The following is a 19,453-nucleotide window of genomic DNA, read 5'->3' as shown; positions in this document are numbered from 1 at the left end:
AAACCTCTTATCAACGTCTGGTAGTGCAATTTCTAGGGGGGACTGAGCCCAACAAGCCGGCGCGGGCAACCATTCGTTTACCAACCCGCCCCTCTCCTTGCGGAACCCACCGGATACAACCGGCCTTTACTCGACCTTAGACCGTCCTCCCCTAAATCGAACCACGTCTGTCGGCCGTCGCCGCGGACGTCAGGGCAAACGCCAAGGCCTGCAGCGCCGGCTTCGATGGTGAGAGTTTTCATGGACGCGCGCGAGAATTGGTCCCGGTCAGGGATTGTCGGGGCGCCCACGGCGCTCGGACGCTACCTGCACGGGCGTGAGATCTACCTCGTCCTGATCGCATTCCTGTCGGTGTTCTACATTTCGAACGGGCCGGTCCAGCTCAGCCATTATGACCTCGGCTGGCACATCGCCGCCGGAGACCTCATCAGGGAGCGCGGCGAGATCCCGTTTCAGGATCCATGGGCGTTCACGCTCGCAGACAAGCGCTGGTACAATCTGTCGTGGCTCTGGGACGTGATTGCCAGCGTGCTTTATCAGCACACCGGCCTTGCCGGAATCGTCCTGATGGTCGTCGCCTGCGGCGCGGTCATCGTCGGATATCTCACCTCATGCGGCTTGCGCAGCGGTGCGTCGGTCCCGGCGGTTTGCATCACCGTCTTCGCCGCGTGCCTGCTCTACCCCTGCTACGAGGCGGCGCCCAACACGTATCTGGCGGCATCGCCGAATATCGCGACCATGCTGTTCGCGGTGATCTTCTACGGGGAATGCCTGCAGCGACGCAGATGGTTCCTGCTGCCGGCGATGATGGTGCTGTGGGTCAATCTGCACGGCGGCTTCATGCTCGCCTTTCCGATTATCGGCGTCTTCGCCGGCGTCGCCTTGCTTCGACGCGACTGGACCAACTTCAGGAATTATTGCCTCGCGGGCATCGGATGCTTCGCCGCGATCTTCGTCAATCCGCTGGGATGGCACATCTACGACGGCGTGATGGCGACGCTCGGCCATTTCATCCAGGCCAATATCGGCGAGTGGCGTCCCTACTTCCACAACATGGAGCTGCCCGGAAGCATTCCCGCCATCGCCTATGCGCTGACCTTCATTGCGCTCGAGCTGCGCTACCGAAACTCGAGACCCATTCCGGTGGAGCCGCGCCTCTTGGCATGGCTGTTCCTGTTCCTGGGCCTCTACCAGTTCAGGTACATCGCCTTCTTCTTCATCTTCTCGGCGGTCCCGATGGCGCTGCATGTCGACCGCCTGCTGCCCGAGCGCCTGGCGAGGCTCGACATCCGCGGCGCGATGCTGGCGGCGGGGATCATCGGTGTCTTCGTGCTGCCGCTCAGCTTCCTGCAGGTGCGACCGGCGCTGGCGCTGCCGGAGATGCTCTCGGATGAGGATGCCAACTATCTGCTCGCGCATTCCACGCATTCGCGCGTGCTGAACCACTGGAATTCCGGCGGGCTGCTGATCTTCCGCACCCACGGCTCCGTGCCCCTGTTCGTGGACGGCCGTGCCGCGACCGCCTATCCGGACGAGCTGCTCCGCGACTATCTCAAGCTGGTGCGCTGGGATATCGACGAGGCCGCCTGGGACACGGTGATCAAGACATACAAGATCGATGCGGTGCTCTGGGTCAGAGCACATGACGAGCTGCGGCAGTTCCTCGTCGGCCAGAGGGGCTGGAGAGAAGACTACACCGGCGCCTATATGAGCCTCTACACCGCGCCGCCGGCCTCCTCGCCCGAGGGCGCGAACGCGGCCGCGTCGAGATAGGATCACGTCCGCTGCGGTTGATGCCCTAGCAGGATCCAGAAGCAGATCAGCGCCAGCGTGAGCTGGCCGTACCCGCCCATGAACGCGGTGACCGAGGCTGACGCCAGGATCGGAATGGCGACCGCAACCGCGAGCGCGGCGACCATCATCACCGCAGGCAGGTCGACGACGAGGACGGCCGCGTAGAGCGCCACCTGGAAGAAGGTGTACTCCTTCGGTCTGGGCGTGCAGAGATAGAGCGCGTACATCGCAAGCACGGTGATGCGCATCGCCGCGCCCGGATGATCCATCAGCCAGTCGTCGAGCACCTGAAGCAGCGAGGCCTTGCCGGTGCGCCCCTGTGGCCTGACCATGCGCCACACCGAGACGGCGAACGGCGCGAGCACGAGCGTGATCGCGATGAGCCCATAGAGGCCGACGACGAACAGCTTGCTGCCGGCAAGTCCAATTTGGCCTGCAAGTGTCGAGGCAATCAGCAGCAGCGACGGATTGACCTCGCTTGCGGGCGAATGCTGTCCGGGAATCTGGCCGGTGATCGCGCTGAGCCAGCTCCGCGACAGATCCGGATAGAAGGTCAGCGAAACCAGGATCGGCAGGCCGAACATGCCCGCCGCCACCGCGATCAGAAGCAGCTTGCGACGTCTCGGCTGGGGCAGGAAATAGAGCGCTGCGAGGATCGGCAGGAACACCAGCTTGAAGGCGGTGACGAGGCCGAGCACGGCCGCACCGGCGAGCTGCGGCAGGAGGCTCGCATCCCGCTGCTCCCCGGACTGCACGGGACGCAGCAACAATGCGAGCGAGGCCGCCGTCAGCAACCCGCTCAGGATCTCGAAATTACCGGTCGCAACGACCCAGTCGAAGCCGAGGAAACCACCGAGAACGATGACGCCCCGCAGCACGGCGTCTTGCCAGCGCCCTTTGGTCGTGCCGGGACCGGGCAGCAGCAGCGCGCAGATCACCGCGAGGACAAGATAGATCGGCTTGTAATGGGCGACGAGAAAACCGCCGGTGCAGAGCGGCCGAAAGGCGTCGAGGGTCACCGGAAGGTACGGGTAAGAAAGCTTGGTATCCTTCAGGTTCTTGACGAAATAGGGATCGAGCCCCTGGAGGTGAGCGTCCACCGCGGCGCAATTGATCCGCACGTCCCAGCCAAAGGTATTTTCCGCGGCGAGGTCGACGGTGACGGACATGGCGACAAGCGCCGCCGCAAGCAGGATCAACCAGGTCAGCCAGCGGCTTCCTGACGCGTTCGCGGCCAGGGATCCGGCATCGGCGGACGAGGCGAGGCTCGTCATGAACGCGCGTCCTGCGTCTCAAGACGCATCGGCTCCGCGCGAAAATCGAGCAGCAGGATCCAGAAGCATGCCAGCGCGACGATGAGGAGGATGAAGCCGCCCTCCACAGTGTGCCCCGTGATCGAGACCAGGCCGGGAGCGAGGAAGCCGACGGTGAGCATGGCGGCGAGCGCCAGGGCCGGAAGGTCGGCGATGAGAACCGCGGCATAGACCGCGAGCTCGAAGAAGGCATATTCCTTGAGGCGCGGCGAGCTGACATAGAGCGCAAACATCGCGAGCACGGTGATGCGCGCGGCCACGCGGGGATGGTCGATCAGCCAGCGGTCGAGCCGCGTCAGAAGCGATCCCCCTGCCCGAACCGGTCCGCTGCCGACCGCGCGCAGGACGGACAGGGCGAAGGGCACGAGCACGAGCCCGAGTGCTGCGAGCGCATAGGTCGCGAACATCACCGGCTTGCTGTCGCCGAGGCCGACCTGTTCCAGGAGGCTGCGCGCCAGCAGCAGCAGCGACGGATTGGTTTCCATGAGCTCGACGGCATGCTGATCGGGGATCTGCTTCGTCAGCACACCCACCCAGCTCGCGAACAGGTCGCCGTAGAACAGCTTCGAGATCAGGATCGGCAATGCGAAGCCGAACGCGGCCACCGCGATCAGCGCCAGCTTGCGCGCGCGCGGCAGCGGCAGGAAATAGAGCGCGGCGATCACGGGACAGAACACCAGCTTGAACGAGGTCACGAGACCTAGCAGCGCGGCGCCGCCGGCGCGCAAGGCGAAGCCGCGGTCCTCAGCGGCGGATGCCGTCGGGCGAAGCAGGAGCCTCAGCGCGACCGCGGTCAGCAGGCCGCCCAGGATGGCGAAATTCCCGGACGCCCAGACCCATTCGAAGCCGATGAACGCGCCGAACACGCAGAGCAGCCTGAGCGCAACGTCGCGCGGGGTAGCTCGCGTCCGGCCAAGCCCCGGCAGGAGCAGGCCGCAGAGCACGCCGAGCACGAGATAGACGCCCATGTGATGAGCGACGAGGACGCCGCCGGCGCACACGGGGCGAAACACGTCGAGCGTCACAGGCAGATAGGGGTAGGAGAACCTGGTGCCCTTCAGGTTCTTGACGAAGTAGGGATCGAGCCCATTGGCATAGGCATCGACCGCGGCGCAATTGACGCGAACGTCCCAGCCGTAATTCAGGGGAAGCGTGCCGTCGCTGACGAGATTGCCGAGCACCAGCAGCGCCGTCGGCCCGATCAGCCAGGCAAGCCAGGTGTTTCGCCTTGTGGTCATGTCGACCGAGGGGCCCAACCATCGTGCTACGTCGGACACTGCGAAATACCTTGTCTTGCCGGGTTCCTCGGGGGCGCCTGCCGCGGCGCGCCGTCAGGCCACAATGGACAGGATGAGTTGCGGATTCATCTCCCCGGTGCGCCGTCCGCGATCTTATGGTGAATGGCTGGTTGCCGGCGCGCGGCTGGGACGGCGGGAGTGACGGGCTACCTCACCAACTCGTGTCCGCCCCGCCCCTGCCTGACAGCCATCCCGAAACATGGGTTGTGCGTCGCAGCATGGACGCTAGAAAAAGCCTTGAATTTCAGAGGTGAGCTTCTTGTCCGACGTCAATGCCGACGATTGGGTGTCCTCGGGACACCGGCCCATGGGTTTTCCCGAATTTGTCATCGTGATCGCGTCCATCATGGCGCTTAATCCGCTCGCGATGGACATGATGCTGCCGGCGCTGCCCAATATCGGGGCGGCATTCAAGATTCCCGTCGCCAATCACCTCCAGCTGGTGCTGTCGACCTTCCTGATCGGCTTCGGCGTCGGCCAGTTCGTGATGGGCCCGTTGTCGGACCGATTCGGCCGCCGTCCGGTGCTGCTCGGCGGCATGGCGGTCTATGCGATCGCGAGCGTGCTGGCGGTCGCCGCGCCCTCGTTCGAGACGCTGCTGCTGGCGCGCGCGCTGCAAGGGCTCGGCACCTCGGCAACGCGCGTGATCGCGACCTCGATCGTGCGCGATTGCTATGTCGGCCGCCGCATGGCGAGCGTGATGTCACTCGCCATGATGGTGTTCATCGCGGTGCCCGTGATCGCGCCGTCATTCGGACAGGCCGTGCTGCTGGTGACGGCCTGGCGCGGCATCTTCGTCGTGCTGATGCTCTACGGCCTGCTCGCGCTTGCCTGGTGCGTGCTGCGGCTGCCTGAAACGCTTCCCGAATCGGAGCGCCGGTCGCTCGCGCCCGCCGACGTGCTCTCGGCCTTCCGCCAGACCGTGACCAACCGCCAGACCATCGGCTACGCGACGGCTGCCGGCAGCGTCATCGGCGCGCTGTTTGCCTACGTGTTCTGCGCCCAGCAGGTCTTCACCGGCGTCTACCATCTCGGTCACTACTTTCCGCTCGCCTTCGCCGCGATCGCGGCCGGCACGGCTGTGGCCGGATTCCTCAATTCGCAGCTGGTCGGACGGCTCGGCATGCGCGTGATCTCGCACGGCGCGCTGACGCTCTACACCGTGGTGGCAGGCGTGATGCTGCTGACGGAGATTTTTGGCGTGCTGCCGCTCGCGTTGTTCATGGTGCTCTCGGCGCTGATGATGTTCTCGTTCGGCATGATGGTCGCCAACTTCACCGCGCTCGCCATGGAGCCGCAGGGCCACATCGCCGGCACCGCGTCGTCGCTCTACGGCTCGATCACGACCCTGATCGGCATCGTGGTCGGCATGGCGATCGGCCAGAGCTTTGACGGCACGCTGCTGCCGTTCTCGGTCGGCTTCTTCCTGTCGACGCTGGCTGCGCTCGGAATCGTTCTGGTGGTGGAGAAGGGACGGCTGTTCAAGCCGCATCATCGTCCCGTGACGTGAGGAACTTCCCCGCCGCCTCCATGTTGTCCTGCAGCAATCGAGAGGATGGCGAGATGGAACCAAAGAAGAAGCCGGATCAGCCCGCGTGGAAAGTGGAGCAACCCGCTCCACAGCCAGGGCATTCCGAGGAACGGCCGGACACAAGTCTGCCATTCGCGAGTGAAGGGCTCGAGCAGGTGCGCGACAGCCACTGCTAGAGGCGGATCAAAGAAGTATTGCGCCATGGAAAACGGCGCCGCGGAGGCCCGCGGCGCCGTTCTTTTTTTTCGGATGCAGGCGACAGCCTATTCCGACTTGTCGATGTTCCAGAACACCGGGGTTGCCGGGCCGTCGATCACACCGGAGAGCGACTTCCGCCACGCGCTCGGCGCCTGATATTGACCCAGCGGCATGTAAAGCACCTGGTCATAGGCTTCCTTCTGAATCTCGGTCGCGATCTTCTTGCGATCCTCCGCCGAGCTCGCGCGAACGAAGGCGTCCTTGAGCTGCTCGATCTTGGCGTCCTCCGCCCAGCCGAACCAGCCGCCCTTCTTGCCCTGCCCGCCGACGGCGACGTTGGAGATCGGGTTGTCCACGTCGGCGCTGACCCAGTTGGTGATGAACATGTTCCAGCCGCCCTCCTTCGGCGGCTTCTGGCTGGCGCGCCGGCTCACCACCGTCTGCCAGTCGGTCGCCTGCAGGTCGACCTTGAATCCTGCTTCGCGCAGCTGCTGAGCCACCACGATCGGTTGAGCCTTCAGCAGCAGCACGTCGCCCGGCGCCATGAGCACGACCGGGGTCCCGTCGTAACCGGACTCGGCGAGCGCCTTCCTGGCCGCAGCCATGTCGCCGCCCTTCGCGAGGGTCTCGCCGCCAATGTCCGTCGCGAACGGCGTGTCGCAAATGAAGGCCGCAGCACAAGTCTTGTAGTACTTGGGGTTGCCGATCAGCGCATCGAGCACGTCCTTCTGCTTGATCGCCAGGAATGCGGCGCGGCGGACCTTGACGTTGTCGAACGGCGGATGAAGGAAGTTCATCCGCGCGCCCGTCTGGAATCCGAACTTGTTCAGGATCTCGATCTTGAGCTCCTTGTCGGCTTCGATGGCGGGCAACATTTCGATGGCGGGATATTCCATGAAATCGACGTCACCCGACTGCAGCGCGTTCAACGCCGTCTGCGAGTCCGGCATCGTAAGCCATTCGACGCGGTCGACCTTCACCACCTTGCCGCCGGTGGTCCAGTTCGCCGGCTCCTTGCGCGGCACATAGTCGGTGTTCTTGACGTAGACCGACTTCACCCCGGGCTGGAATTCACCCTGCACGAACTTGAACGGGCCGGAGCCGATCTGCTCGGGGATCTGCTTGTCGACGGGCGTCTCGGCGAGACGCTTCGGCATCATGAAAGCGACCCGCGAGGACGGCTTGCCGATCGATTCCAGCACCAGCGCGTACGGCTCCTTCAGCTTCAGCGTGATGGTCTTGGGGTCGGTCGCCTCGATGCTCGCGGTGAACAGCATCATCTGCTGCCCCATCCCGTCGACGGCGGCCCAGCGCTTCAGGGAGGCAACGCAATCTTCCGCGGTGACGGGCGTGCCGTCATGCCACTTCAGGCCGTCGCGGAGCGTGAAGGTGTAGGTCAGCTTGTCGTCGGAGATCTTCCAATCCGCCATCTGCGGCTGGATCTTGAAGTTCGAATCCGTCGCGATCAGCGTGTCGTAGACCATGTAGCCATGGTCGCGCGAGATATAGGCGCTGGTGAAGATCGGATCGAGGATGCGCAGATCCGAATGCATCACGGCGGTGATGGTCTTGCCCGCGGCAAGAGCTGGCGATGCCAGTGCCGAAAGTGCCACGACCGAAAGTGCAAGTTTGGAGGCGAAGGCAAGACGTCCCCGGCGCATCATTTCGAACATCGAAGTTCTCCTGGCAGTTCTGTTGGCAGTCTTCTTGGTAGTGCTCTTGGCAGTTCTCCCGGCAAGCGGCGCCGCTGATGACAGCGGCGCCGCGCGATGGTCGAGCCGAAAGGCGCGATGGCGCGCCTTCCCCTTACTCGGACTTGTCGACGTTCCAGAACAGCGGCGTCGCCGGGCCGTCGAGCACGCCGGTGAGTGATTTGCGCCAGCCGCTCGGCAGCAGGTACTGCCCGAGCGGGATGTAGATCACCTGCTCGTAGGCTTCCTTCTGGATGTCGGCTGCGATCTTCTTCTGCTCGTCGATCGAGGGCGCGCGGACGAAGGCGTCCTTGAGCTGCTCGATCTTGGCGTCTTCCGCCCAGCCGAACCAGCCCTTCTTGCCCTGGCCGCCGATCGAGAGATTGGCGATCGGGTTGGCGACGTCGGCCGCGACCCAGTTGGTGAAGAACATGTTCCAACCGCCTTCCTTCGGCGGCTTCTGGCTGGCGCGGCGGCTCACCACCGTCTGCCAGTCGGTCGCCTGCAGGTCGACCTTGAAGCCGGCCTCGCGCAGCAGCTGGGCCGCCACGATCGGCTGCGCCTTCAGCGTCGTGACGTCGCCAGGCGCCATCACCACGACCGGGGTGCCGTCATAGCCGGACTCGGCAAGCGCCTTCTTGGCTTCCGCCATGCCGTTGCCCTTCACCAGGGTTTCGGCGCCGACATCGGTCGCCAGCGGCGTGTCGCAGATGAAGAACGCGCCGCAGATCTTCTGATACTTGGCGTTGCCGACGAGCGCGTCGAGAACGTCCTTCTGGTTCATCGCCAGCAGGGCCGCGCGGCGCACCTTCACGTTGTCGAACGGCGGATAGAGGAAGTTCATGCGGCCGAGGGTCTGGAAACCGAACTTGTTGGAGACCTCGATCGTGAGCTCCTTGTTCGCTTCCAACACCGGCAGCATGTCGTAGGGCAGGTTTTCCATGAAGTCGATGTCGCCCGACTGCAGCGCGTTCACCGCGGTCTGCGAGTCCGGCATCGTGATCCACTCGACGCGGTCGACCTTCACCACCTTGCCGCCGGAGGTCCAGCTCGCCGGCTCCTTGCGCGGCAGGTAATCGGTATTCTTGACGTAGACCGCCTTCACGCCGGGCTGGAATTCGCCCTGCACGAACTTGAACGGGCCCGATCCGATCTGCTCGGGAATCTGCTTGTCCGGCGGCACCTCGGCGAGACGCTTCGGCATCATGAAGGCGACGCGCGAGGACGGCTTGCCGATGGAGTCGAGGACGAGGCCGTAGGGCTCCTTCAGCTTCAGCGTGATGGTCTTGGCGTCGGTCGCCTCGATGCTCGCCGTGAAGTCCATGAGCTTCTGGCCCATGCCGTCGACCGCGGCCCAGCGCTTGAGCGAGGCGACGCAGTCTTCCGCCGTCACGGGCGCGCCGTCATGCCATTTCAGGCCGTCGCGCAGCGTGAAGGTGTAGGTGAGCTTGTCATCGGAGATCTTCCAGTCCGCCATCTGCGGCTGGATCTTGAAATTCGAATCGGGGGCCACCAGCGTGTCGTAGACCATGTAGCCATGGTCACGCGTGATGTAGGCCGTGGTGAAGATCGGGTCGATGATGCGAAGGTCGGAATGCATCACGGCGGTGAGGGTCTTGCCGGCCGCAAGCACTGGCGAGGCCAGCACCGTTGAAAGCGCGACGACCGACAGCGCAAGTTTGGAGGCGAGCGCGCGAGGCCCCCGGCGCATGAAGTTGGACATAAAAAGTTTCTCCTGACGTGAAACTGTTCAAAGGCAGGTTATTGGTTGAGCATCCGGTTCGTTCCTTGGGCGAACTAACCTCATGCAATGCCTTTATCTTTTCGAGACTTGCAGACAGTGTTGAGCGCGTCAATCCGGTTTCGTCGCAAGCCCTCGCGGCGCGCGCACGGGCTCCACAAAGATCGGTTTAGCTCTACAACGCTCTCCGCTTGTCCTGCCGCGCGCCGATGCAATGCGCGTTCCATCTTTCGCAGCCTGAGAGACATTGAGATGAATCCAGCCAATCTTCCCTTCGATTCCGAGGCCATGCTCGAGGGCCTGCGCACCTGGGTGGAATGCGAAAGCCCGACCTGGGACGCGAACGCGGTGAACCGCATGCTCGATATCGCGGCGCGGGACATGGCGATCATGGGTGCGACGATCGAACGCATCGCCGGCCGCCAGGGTTTCGGCGGCGTGATCCGCGCGCGCTTTCCGCATCCGAAACAGGGCGAGCCGGGCATCCTGATCGCCGGCCACATGGATACCGTCCACCCGGTCGGCACCATCGAGAAGCTGAAATGGCGGCGCGAGGGCAGCAAGTGTTACGGCCCCGGCATCTACGACATGAAGGGCGGCAATTATCTCTCGCTGGAAGCGATCCGCCAGCTGGCGCGCGCCTCGTTCACGACACCGCTGCCGATCACCGTGCTGTTCACGCCCGACGAAGAGGTCGGCACGCCTTCGACCCGGGACATCATCGAGGCGGAAGCCGCGCGCAATAAATACGTGCTGGTGCCCGAGCCCGGCCGCGCCGACAACGGCGTCACCACCGGACGTTACGCCATCGCACGCTTCAATCTCGAGGCGACGGGACGGCCGAGCCACGCCGGCGCGACGCTGTCGGCGGGACGTTCGGCGATCCGCGAAATGGCGCGGCAGATTCTCGCGATCGACGTGATGACGACGGAGGACTGCACCTTCTCGGTCGGCGTCGTGCATGGCGGCCAGTGGGTGAACTGCGTTGCTACGACCGCCACCGGCGAGGCGCTGTCGATGGCCAAGCGCCAGGCCGATCTCGACCGCGGTGTCGAAAAGATGCTGGCACTCTCGGGCACCAACAACGACGTGACCTTCAAGGTGACACGCGGCGTGACGCGGCCGGTCTGGGAGCCAGATGCAGGCACCATGGCGCTGTATGAGAAGGCGCGCGGCATCGCTAAATCCCTTGGCGCGGAATTACCGCATGCGAGCTCCGGCGGCGGCTCCGACGGCAACTTCACCGGTGCGATGGGAATCCCGACTCTCGACGGCCTCGGTGTGCGCGGCGGCAATGGCCACACGCTGGAGGAGTTCATCGAGGTCGATAGCCTCGTCGAGCGCGGGCGTCTGATGGCGGGATTGCTGGCGACGCTGGAATAAATTGAATCAACCTTGCACTGCACAATGCGTTGGCAGTCGCGGTCTAAATTTAGCCTTGTCTAAAAATGAGGCGTATCGTACTGCTCGATTGTCCACGCGACGATGCGGGAGAGATCGCAACGAAGGTTTTCAGCTTTCGTTGCGACGCCGACGGAGCAACCGCCCCGGAAACTCTCAGGCAAAAGGACTGTATCGTCAGGACGATCTGGAGAGAGGCGGCGCGATTTCAGGCAATCGTGGCGTCCACCGAAGGGGATAGTCCGTTGCGTGATCCGCAGCGGATCAAGCTCTCAGGTAACCGTGACAGATGGGGCGCCGCCAACGGCCTTTGGCCGGCGGCCGACCTATCCTAACTCACGGGAGCCCCGAACCTGCCATGACCCATATCGCCATCATCGGCGCCGGCATCACCGGCGTGACGACTGCCTATGCCCTGCTCGAACGCGGCTACAAGGTAACGGTGCTCGACAAGCACCGTTATGCCGCGATGGAGACATCGTTCGCCAACGGCGGACAGCTGTCCGCCAGCAATGCCGAAGTGTGGAACAGCACCGCGACGATCCTCAAAGGCCTGCGCTGGATGTTCCGGCGCGACGCGCCGCTGCTGATGAACCCGCGGCCGAACTGGCACAAATATTCGTGGATGAGCGAGTTCGTCGCCAACATCGGCAACTACCGCGCCAACACCATCGAGACCACGCGGCTTGCGATCGAAGCCCGCAAGCATCTGTTCGAGATCGCAACGCGCGAAGGCATCGACTTCGATCTCGAGCGCCGCGGCATCCTTCACATCTATCACGACAAGGCGGGTTTCGAATCCGGCCTGCGCGTCAACGCGCTGCTGCAGGAAGGCGGCCTCGATCGCCGTCCAGTGACGCCGGAGGAAATCCGCAGCATCGAGCCGACGCTGCGCAAGGCGTATTATGGCGGCTTCTACACGCCGTCGGATGCGACCGGCGATATCCACAAGTTCACCCGCGGGCTGGCGGACGCCTGCAAGCGGCGTGGCGCGACCTTCATCCATGAAGCCGATATCGATTCAATCGCGCGCGCCGGCAGCGGCTTCGTGCTCGGCTGGGCCGATCTTGCTGCAAGCGATGCCCTCGCCTCCGCACGCGGCATGCTGAAGGCGGACGGGGTCGTGGTCTGCGCCGGCGTCGCCAGCCGCCACTTCGCCGCCCTCCTCGACGATCGCATCAACGTCTACCCCGTGAAGGGCTACTCGATCACCGTGCAGCTCGACACCGCGGAGAGCCGCAACGCGACGCCGACCGTCAGCCTGCTGGACGAAGCCGCCAAGATCGTCACCAGCCGGCTCGGCGCCGATCGTTTTCGCGTGGCCGGCACGGCCGAGTTCAACGACTTCAATCGCGACATCCGCGCCGACCGCGTGCAGCCGCTGGTCGACTGGGTGCGCAGCAACTTCCCCGCCATCGAAACATCGCGCGTCGTGCCCTGGGCCGGGCTGCGCCCGATGATGCCGAACATGATGCCGGTGGTGCGCGCAGGACGGATGCCGGGCGTGTTCTTCAACACCGGTCACGGCCATCTCGGCTGGACCCTGTCGGCCGCAACCGCGCAGATGATCGCCGGGACCATCGACAGCTGGCGCGGGCTCAATGCGCCGCCGACCGTGCCTTCACTGGGGGTTGCGCGTGAGCTGCGTCATGCATCCTGAGTGGTTTGGACCGGACGCGGGGCGGCCTCTTGCGACCGCCCTGCCCTTGGCACACAATTTGCCCCGAAAAGTCGGCATCTCCGGCCGGCTTTCCAGCCCGAGTGACAGGCGCGCATGATAGACACGATCGAATCCACGGACGCCCCAGGGCCCCACAAGTTCCGCAGCCGGAGATAGGTGCATGCTAGGTTATCTCATTCGCCGCGTTCTGGCCGCGGTGCCCGTGATGGGCGTCGTCGCGCTGTTCGTGTTCCTGCTGTTGCGGCTGACGCCGGGCGATCCCGCCGCGATCCTCGCCGGCGACAACGCGACACCGGAACGGCTCGAGCGCATCCGCGAATCGCTCGGCCTCAACGAGCCGCTGATCGTGCAGTTCATCACCTGGGTGAACAAGCTGCTGCACGGCGACCTCGGAACCTCGCTGATCTCCAACCTGCCGGTGATGAAGATGATCGGCCAGCGCGTCGAGCCGTCGATCTCGATCGCGCTGTGCACCATCATCCTCGCCGTCATCGTCGCAGTTCCCCTGGGGGTGATCGCCGCGTGGAAGCACGGCACCTGGATCGACCGTTTCGTGATGGGCCTGTCGGTCCTCGGCTTCTCGGTGCCGGTGTTCGTGGTCGGTTATGTCCTGATCGAGGTCTTCGCGATCGATCTGCGCTGGGTGCCGGTACAGGGCTTCCGGAGCATCTTCAACGGCTTCGGTCCGTTCTTCGAGCGCATGATCCTGCCGACCTGCGCGCTGTCCTTCATCTACATCGCACTGATCGCGCGCATGACGCGCGCGGCGATGCTCGACGTGCTCGGCGAAGATTACGTGCGAACGGCGCGTGCGAAAGGCATCAACGAGGTTGCCGTGATGATGCGGCACGCGCTGCGCAACGCCGCCGTGCCCGTGATCACCGTGATCGGCACCGGCTTTGCGCTGCTGATCTCCGGCGTCGTCGTCACCGAGAGCGTGTTCAACATCCCCGGCATCGGGCGCCTCACCGTGGATGCGGTGCTGGCGCGCGACTATCCGGTGATCCAGGCCATGATCCTGCTGACGTCGCTGATCTACGTCGTCGTCAATCTCCTCATCGACGTCGCCTACACCCTGCTCGATCCCCGGATCCGGTACTGAGGCAAGGACAAGAACAATATGTCAGTCGATACCCTTCCCCAGTCGTCCATTCCGATCACGTCGCCGCTGCGGCCGCGCTTCGGCTTCCTCACCTCGACGCCGATCATCGCCACGGCAACAGTCTTGCTCGCGCTAATCGTGGTGATCTCGATCCTCGCGCCGTTGATCGCGCCGCATGATCCGATCCAGCTTGCGCCGTCGCAGCGATTGAAACCGGCCTCGGCGCAATTCCTGCTCGGCACCGACGCCTACGGACGCGACCTCCTGTCGCGCGTGGTCTATGGCGGCCGCATCTCGCTGCTGATCGGCATCGGCTCGGCGATCCTGTCGATCGTCATCGGACTTTCGATCGGCCTCGTCTCCGGCTTCTTCAAGCTGGTCGATTCCGTGATGATGCGCATCATGGACGGCCTGATGGCGATGCCGAGCATCCTGCTCGCCATCGCCGTGGTGTCGCTCTCCGGCGCCAGCATCTGGACCGTGCTGATCGCGATCACGATCCCTGAGATTCCGCGCGTGGCGCGCCTGGTCCGTTCGGTCGTGCTGTCGGCGCGCGAGGAGCCTTACGTCGAGGCCGCGATCTCGGTTGGATCGAGCCTGCCGAAGATCATGTGGCGCCATCTGATGCCGAACACGATCGCGCCGCTGATCGTCCAGGGCACCTATGTCTGCGCCTCCGCGATCCTCACCGAGGCGATCCTCTCCTTCCTCGGCGCCGGCATCTCGCCGGAGACGCCGACCTGGGGCAACATCATGGCCGAGGGCCGCCAGTACTTCCAGATCAAGCCCTCGCTGATCTTCTGGCCGGGCCTGCTGCTCTCGATCGCCATCCTCAGCATCAACCTGATCGGCGACGCCGCCCGTGACGCCCTCGATCCCCGCATGAAGCAGCGGGAGGGGAAGTGATGCGAGTGGCACTGTCATTCCGGGGCGCGCCCCTTGGCGCGAGCCCGGAATCCATTTCAACGCCTGGACTGACGCCCGATGGATTCCGGGCTCGCGCTGCGCGCGCCCCGGAATGACGAGAGAGTTCGCATGACCAACCCTGTTCTCGACATCAACAACCTCGTCGTCTCCGTCGGCAAGAAGCCGAAGGGCGCCAACATCATCGACGGCATCTCGATCCAGGTGCGCGAGCGCGAGACGCTGTGCCTCGTCGGCGAAAGCGGCTCGGGCAAGTCGGTGACCTCGCTCGCCACGATGGGCCTGTTGCCGAAGGGCACGCTGGTGCCGACCTCCGGCAGCGTCAAGCTGGTCGGCGAAGAGCTGCTCACCGCGACCGACCGCCGCCTGCGCCAGCTCCGCGCGACGCAGATGGCGATGATCTTCCAGGAGCCGATGACCGCGCTCAATCCGGTGGTGCCGGTCGGCCGCCAGATCGACGAGGTGCTGCGCGCCCACACCAAGCTCGACGCGAGGGCGCGCAAGAAGCGCATCCTCGACATGATGGAGCAGGTCCGCCTGCCCCAGGTCGAGCGCATCTTCGCCTCCTACCCGCACCGCCTCTCCGGCGGCCAGCGCCAGCGCATCATGATCGCGATGGCGCTGGTGCTGGAGCCGAAGCTGCTGATCGCGGACGAGCCGACCACCGCGCTCGACGTCACCACGCAGAAGCAGATCCTGACCCTGATCCGCGACCTCCAGCGCGATCACGGCACGGCCGTGCTGTTCATCACCCACGACATGGGCGTGGTGGCCGAGATCGCCGACCGCGTCGCGGTGATGCGGCAGGGCCGCCTGGTCGAGACCGGTCCGCTCGAGACCGTGCTGCGCAATCCGACCATGGAGTACACCCGCAACCTGCTGGCGTCAGTGCCGAGCCTGGTGCCGCGGCCGCCGCGCGAGGAGAGCCGCGAGCCCGTGGTGCTCGAGGCCAACGACCTCAGCAAGGTCTACAAGGAGCGCGCGTTCTTCGGCAAAGGCCGCGAGGTCGTCGCCGCCGACAAGGTCACGCTCACCCTGCGCAAGGGCCGCACGCTCGGCATCGTCGGCGAGAGCGGCTCGGGCAAGTCGACGGTGGCGCGCTGCATCGTCCGCCTGATCGATCCGACCTCGGGCGGCGTGCGCCTTGCCGGCCGCGAGATTTCCGACATCTCGCGCCGCCTGCTGCAGCCGCACCGGCAGAAGATCCAGATCGTGTTCCAGGATCCCTACCGCTCGCTCAATCCGCGCGTCAGCGTCGGCGAGAGCATCGCGGAAGGCCCGATCAATTACGGCGTCTCGCATGCCGACGCGATGAAGCGCGCCCGCGAGCTGCTCGAGCTGGTCGGCCTGCCGGCCGATGCAGTGTCGCGCTATCCGCACCAGTTCTCCGGCGGCCAGCGCCAGCGCATTGCCATCGCTCGCGCCCTCGCGCTCGATCCGGACGTGCTGGTCGCGGACGAAGCGGTCTCCGCGCTCGACGTCTCGGTGCAGGCGCAGGTGCTGGAACTGCTCGACGAGATCCAGAAGCGGCTCGGCATCGCCATCCTGTTCATCACCCACGATTTGCGCGTCGCAGCCCAAATCTGCGATGAGGTCGTGGTGATGCAGCACGGCCGCGTCGTCGAGCAGGGCCCCGCCGCCGAAGTGCTGACGCATCCGAAGGAGGCCTACACCAAGGCGCTGCTGGATGCCGCGCCGGGACGCAACTGGGACTTTGCGAACTTCCGGCCGGTGGCGGAGGGCGTGGCGGCCACCGCGTGATGTCTATCCGCGCGTGATGGAGTGGTGTGGAGCGCTATTGCCTCCGCACCGTCGTCCCGGCGAAGGCCGGGACCCATACCGCGTGATTTATCGATCGCGGGTGGCGCTAGTCCCGAACGACCAATCTTCGCCAAACTTCTCCCTGGGGTTATGGGTCCCGGCCTTCGCCGGGACGACATCGAGGGTGTGGTTGGCGGAGCAGCTCACAACGCCCACCGCCCCGCAGCATTCCCAAAACGTCTTGACCCTATGCACGGCGCGATTGCTTCCCGCCTTGCTCTCCGCGCAAAGCCGGGGCTAACGTCGCGCACTCTTGATTGACCGGACTGGGTTGAATGACACGTATCGCCGTCGGCGGCTTCCTGCACGAGACCAACACTTTCGCGCCGACAAAGGCGACCTTTGCCGACTTCCAGCATGGCGGCGGCTGGCCGGCGATGACTGAAGGTGCCGACGTCTTGAAGGTGATGCGCCGCATCAATGTCGGCCTCGCCGGTTTCGTCGACAGTGCCGAGGCGAATGGCTGGGAACTCATTCCGACCATTGCCTGCGGTGCGAGCCCGTCGGCGCATGTCACCAAGGATGCCTTCGAGCGCATCGTGAAGGTCATGATCGATGGCATCGCCGCCGCGGGCCCGATCGATGCGGTCTATCTCGACTTGCACGGTGCGATGGTGACCGAGCATCTCGACGACGGCGAAGGCGAGATTTTGGCACGTGTGCGCCGCGTCATCGGCAAGGATGTTCCGCTGGTCGCAAGCCTCGACCTCCACGCCAACGTCACGCCTGCAATGATGGAGCATGCGGACGCGCTGATCGCCTACCGCACCTATCCGCATGTCGACATGGCCGACACCGGCCGCGCCTGCGCGAAGCATCTCGCGCTGCTGCTGAAGACCAGGCAGCGCCTTGCAAAGTCGTTCCGCCAATTGCCGTTCCTGATCGCGATCAGCTGGCAATGCACCAACGACTTTCCCACCAAGGGCATCTACGAGAAGCTCGCTGCTCTCGAGAACGATGCTGTTCCCACCCTCTCCTTCGCGCCCGGCTTCCCCGCCGCCGATTTCCGCGACTGCGGGCCGAGCGTGTTCGCCTATGGCAAGACGCAAGAAGAGGCCGACCGTGCGGCCGATGCCATCGTCAGGCTGATCGAAAGCCACGAGAACGATTTCGACGGCAAGATCTGGCTGCCCGACGATGGCGTGCGCCATGCGATGGAACTCTCGAAGAGCGCGAGCAAGCCGATCATCATCGCCGACACCCAGGACAATCCCGGCGCCGGCGGCGATTCCGATACCACCGGCATGCTGCGCGCGCTGGTGCGCAACAAGGCCAGCGCCGCGACCGGCGCCATCTACGATCCGGAGTCGGCGAAGGCCGCGCACGAAGCCGGCGTCGGCGCCACCGTGACGCTGTCGCTCGGCGGCAAGTCCGGCATTCCCGGCGACGAGCCCTATCGCGAGACGTTTGTGGTCGAAACACTCTCCGACGGCCGCTTCATCGCGTCCGGTCCTTACTACGGCGGCCGCGAGATGGAGATGGGGCCCTCCGCAGCCTTGCGTATCGGCGACGTCCGCGTCGTCGTCTCCTCGCACAAGGCGCAGCTCGCCGACCAGGCGATGTACCGCTATGTCGGCATCGAGCCGACGCAGGAGAAGATTCTGGTCAACAAGAGCTCGGTGCACTTCCGCGCCGATTTCGAGCCGATCGCGGAAAAGCTGATGATCTGCGCCGCCCCCGGCGCGATGCCGGCCGATACCGCGTCTCTCCCCTGGACGCGCCTGCGTCCGGGCATCCGCATCAAGCCGAACGGCCCCGTTTTCAACCCTCCTTCACGCTAACCGGACAGGAACCATGCCCACCATCGACCGCATCGACGGCTATGCCGACGAACTCACCGCTATCAGGCGCGACCTCCACGCCCATCCCGAGATCGGCTTCGAGGAAGTACGCACTTCCGGCATCGTCGCCGACAAGCTGAAGAGCTGGGGCATCGAGGTGCATCGCGGTCTCGGCGGCACCGGCGTGATCGGCGTCATCAAGGGCAAGGGTTCGAGCGGCAAGCGCATTGGCCTCCGCGCCGACATGGATGCGTTGCCGATGGAAGAGAACACCAATCTGAAGTGGAGCTCGAAGATCCCCGGCCGCTTCCACGGCTGCGGCCATGACGGCCACACCACCATGCTGCTCGGCACCGCGCGCTATCTCGCCGAGACCCGGAACTTCGACGGCACCGTGCATCTGATCTTCCAGCCGGCCGAGGAAGGCCTCGGCGGCGCCCGCGCCATGATCAAGGACGGCCTGTTCGAGAAGTTTCCCTGCGACGAGCTCTACGGCCTGCACAACGCGCCCGACCTCAATCACGGTGAGATCGCGATCCTGCCCGGTCCGGCCATGGCCAGCGCCGATTTCTTCGATCTCCGCATCACGGGCTACGGCGCGCATGGCGCGATGCCCGAGCGCTCCAAGGATGCGGTGATCATCGCAACCACGCTGGCGCAGGCGATCCAGACCATCGTCAGCCGCAACGTCGAGCCGCTGCAGGCCGCGGTGGTGTCGATCACCCAGATCCACGCCGGCTCCGCCTACAACGTCATTCCCGGCGACGCGCATCTGTGCGGCACCATCCGCACCTTCTCGAAGGAAGTTCGCACCCTGGTCAGCGAACGCATCCGCACCATCTGCGCCGGCATCGCAAGCGCCTACCAGTGCGTGATCGACGTCGACATCCGTGACACCTTCAACGTGCTGATCAACCAGGTCGAACAGTCCAAGGTGGTCGAGGACGTCGCGCGCACGATCGTCGACCCCGCCAACGTGATCACCCGCGCCCAGCCGAAGATGGGCAGCGAGGATTTCGCCGACATGCTGGAGACCATTCCCGGCGCCTATTTCTGGGTCGGCCATGACGGCTCGGTGCCGGTGCACAATCCCGGCTTCGTGCTCGACGACAAGATCCTGCCGATCGGCGCCAGCATGTTCGCTCGGATCATCGAAACGCGCATGCCGGTGGGCTAG

Annotated in this window: 13 protein-coding genes and 2 riboswitches; of the genes, 9 read left to right on the top strand and 4 right to left on the bottom strand. The window is 64.8% G+C overall.

Features of this window, described 5'->3' with window-relative positions; translation table 11 throughout:
• The first annotated feature begins 240 nt into the window (after window positions 1–240).
• Entirely contained in the window at window positions 241–1,773 is a 1,533-nt protein-coding gene (locus JQ603_RS24730; RefSeq protein WP_212343272.1) for a hypothetical protein, read from the top strand.
• 2 nt (window positions 1,774–1,775) lie between these two features.
• On the opposite strand, the gene JQ603_RS24725 is transcribed toward JQ603_RS24730, so the two are convergent.
• Both JQ603_RS24725 and JQ603_RS24720 read right to left on the bottom strand, forming a co-directional pair.
• The gene (locus JQ603_RS24725) at window positions 1,776–3,068 is read right to left on the bottom strand and encodes a hypothetical protein (protein WP_212343271.1); all 1,293 of its coding nucleotides are present in this window, start codon (window positions 3,066–3,068) and stop codon (window positions 1,776–1,778) included.
• Window positions 3,065–4,345 carry a hypothetical protein gene (locus tag JQ603_RS24720; protein WP_245003808.1) on the bottom strand — a complete coding sequence of 427 codons (1,281 nt, stop codon included), beginning with the start codon at window positions 4,343–4,345 and terminating at the stop codon, window positions 3,065–3,067. Before JQ603_RS24720 ends, JQ603_RS24725 begins: the two co-directional genes overlap by 4 nt.
• Window positions 4,346–4,712: 367 nt before the next feature.
• Between JQ603_RS24720 and JQ603_RS24715 the strand changes: the two genes are divergently transcribed.
• Entirely contained in the window at window positions 4,713–5,915 is a 1,203-nt protein-coding gene (locus JQ603_RS24715; RefSeq protein WP_433996654.1) for a multidrug effflux MFS transporter, read from the top strand.
• Between the two features lie 284 nt (window positions 5,916–6,199).
• Here JQ603_RS24715 and JQ603_RS24710 read toward each other — a convergent pair whose 3' ends face one another.
• Window positions 6,200–7,807, bottom strand: a complete 1,608-nt coding sequence (locus JQ603_RS24710; RefSeq protein ID WP_212343268.1) for an ABC transporter substrate-binding protein — start codon at window positions 7,805–7,807, stop codon at window positions 6,200–6,202.
• Window positions 7,808–7,940: 133 nt separating this feature from the next.
• The gene (locus JQ603_RS24705) at window positions 7,941–9,548 is read right to left on the bottom strand and encodes an ABC transporter substrate-binding protein (RefSeq protein WP_212343267.1); all 1,608 of its coding nucleotides are present in this window, start codon (window positions 9,546–9,548) and stop codon (window positions 7,941–7,943) included.
• Window positions 9,549–9,818: 270 nt separating this feature from the next.
• On the opposite strand from JQ603_RS24705, the gene JQ603_RS24700 reads away from it, so the two are divergent.
• The 7 genes from JQ603_RS24700 (at window position 9,819) to JQ603_RS24670 (ending at window position 19,453) form a co-directional block, all read left to right on the top strand.
• Window positions 9,819–10,949, top strand: a complete 1,131-nt coding sequence (locus JQ603_RS24700; RefSeq protein ID WP_212343266.1) for a M20/M25/M40 family metallo-hydrolase — start codon at window positions 9,819–9,821, stop codon at window positions 10,947–10,949.
• A gap of 95 nt (window positions 10,950–11,044) precedes the next feature.
• Window positions 11,045–11,149: riboswitch (glycine riboswitch) on the top strand.
• Between the two features lie 3 nt (window positions 11,150–11,152).
• Window positions 11,153–11,258, top strand: a riboswitch (glycine riboswitch).
• A gap of 67 nt (window positions 11,259–11,325) precedes the next feature.
• Window positions 11,326–12,627 carry a D-amino acid dehydrogenase gene (locus tag JQ603_RS24695; protein ID WP_212343265.1) on the top strand — a complete coding sequence of 434 codons (1,302 nt, stop codon included), beginning with the start codon at window positions 11,326–11,328 and terminating at the stop codon, window positions 12,625–12,627.
• A 181-nt stretch (window positions 12,628–12,808) separates the two neighbouring features.
• The gene (locus JQ603_RS24690) at window positions 12,809–13,750 is read left to right on the top strand and encodes an ABC transporter permease (protein ID WP_211403861.1); all 942 of its coding nucleotides are present in this window, start codon (window positions 12,809–12,811) and stop codon (window positions 13,748–13,750) included.
• An 18-nt stretch (window positions 13,751–13,768) separates the two neighbouring features.
• Entirely contained in the window at window positions 13,769–14,656 is an 888-nt protein-coding gene (locus tag JQ603_RS24685) for an ABC transporter permease (RefSeq protein WP_130369367.1), read from the top strand.
• A gap of 129 nt (window positions 14,657–14,785) precedes the next feature.
• Window positions 14,786–16,435, top strand: a complete 1,650-nt coding sequence (locus tag JQ603_RS24680) for an ABC transporter ATP-binding protein (RefSeq protein WP_212343264.1) — start codon at window positions 14,786–14,788, stop codon at window positions 16,433–16,435.
• A gap of 335 nt (window positions 16,436–16,770) precedes the next feature.
• Complete coding sequence (locus JQ603_RS24675; RefSeq protein WP_212343263.1) at window positions 16,771–18,276, top strand: M81 family metallopeptidase; 1,506 nt, start codon at window positions 16,771–16,773, stop codon at window positions 18,274–18,276.
• Between the two features lie 13 nt (window positions 18,277–18,289).
• Entirely contained in the window at window positions 18,290–19,453 is a 1,164-nt protein-coding gene (locus tag JQ603_RS24670; protein ID WP_212343262.1) for a M20 aminoacylase family protein, read from the top strand.

It is taken from the genome of Bradyrhizobium liaoningense (genome assembly GCF_018130825.1).
In the GTDB taxonomy this organism is placed as follows: Bacteria; Pseudomonadota; Alphaproteobacteria; order Rhizobiales; family Xanthobacteraceae; genus Bradyrhizobium; species Bradyrhizobium liaoningense_B.
This window is presented reverse-complemented; position numbering and strand designations above follow the sequence as displayed.

Coding starts and splice junctions, on each gene's coding strand:
- JQ603_RS24670 (WP_212343262.1), top strand. CDS start 18,290: ATGCCCACCATCGACCGCATCGACGGCTATGCCGACGAACTCACCGCT.
- JQ603_RS24720 (WP_245003808.1), bottom strand. CDS start 4,345: ATGACCACAAGGCGAAACACCTGGCTTGCCTGGCTGATCGGGCCGACG.
- JQ603_RS24730 (WP_212343272.1), top strand. CDS start 241: ATGGACGCGCGCGAGAATTGGTCCCGGTCAGGGATTGTCGGGGCGCCC.
- JQ603_RS24725 (WP_212343271.1), bottom strand. CDS start 3,068: ATGACGAGCCTCGCCTCGTCCGCCGATGCCGGATCCCTGGCCGCGAAC.
- JQ603_RS24695 (WP_212343265.1), top strand. CDS start 11,326: ATGACCCATATCGCCATCATCGGCGCCGGCATCACCGGCGTGACGACT.
- JQ603_RS24685 (WP_130369367.1), top strand. CDS start 13,769: ATGTCAGTCGATACCCTTCCCCAGTCGTCCATTCCGATCACGTCGCCG.
- JQ603_RS24715 (WP_433996654.1), top strand. CDS start 4,713: ATGGGTTTTCCCGAATTTGTCATCGTGATCGCGTCCATCATGGCGCTT.
- JQ603_RS24710 (WP_212343268.1), bottom strand. CDS start 7,807: ATGTTCGAAATGATGCGCCGGGGACGTCTTGCCTTCGCCTCCAAACTT.
- JQ603_RS24705 (WP_212343267.1), bottom strand. CDS start 9,548: ATGTCCAACTTCATGCGCCGGGGGCCTCGCGCGCTCGCCTCCAAACTT.
- JQ603_RS24700 (WP_212343266.1), top strand. CDS start 9,819: ATGAATCCAGCCAATCTTCCCTTCGATTCCGAGGCCATGCTCGAGGGC.
- JQ603_RS24680 (WP_212343264.1), top strand. CDS start 14,786: ATGACCAACCCTGTTCTCGACATCAACAACCTCGTCGTCTCCGTCGGC.
- JQ603_RS24675 (WP_212343263.1), top strand. CDS start 16,771: ATGACACGTATCGCCGTCGGCGGCTTCCTGCACGAGACCAACACTTTC.
- JQ603_RS24690 (WP_211403861.1), top strand. CDS start 12,809: ATGCTAGGTTATCTCATTCGCCGCGTTCTGGCCGCGGTGCCCGTGATG.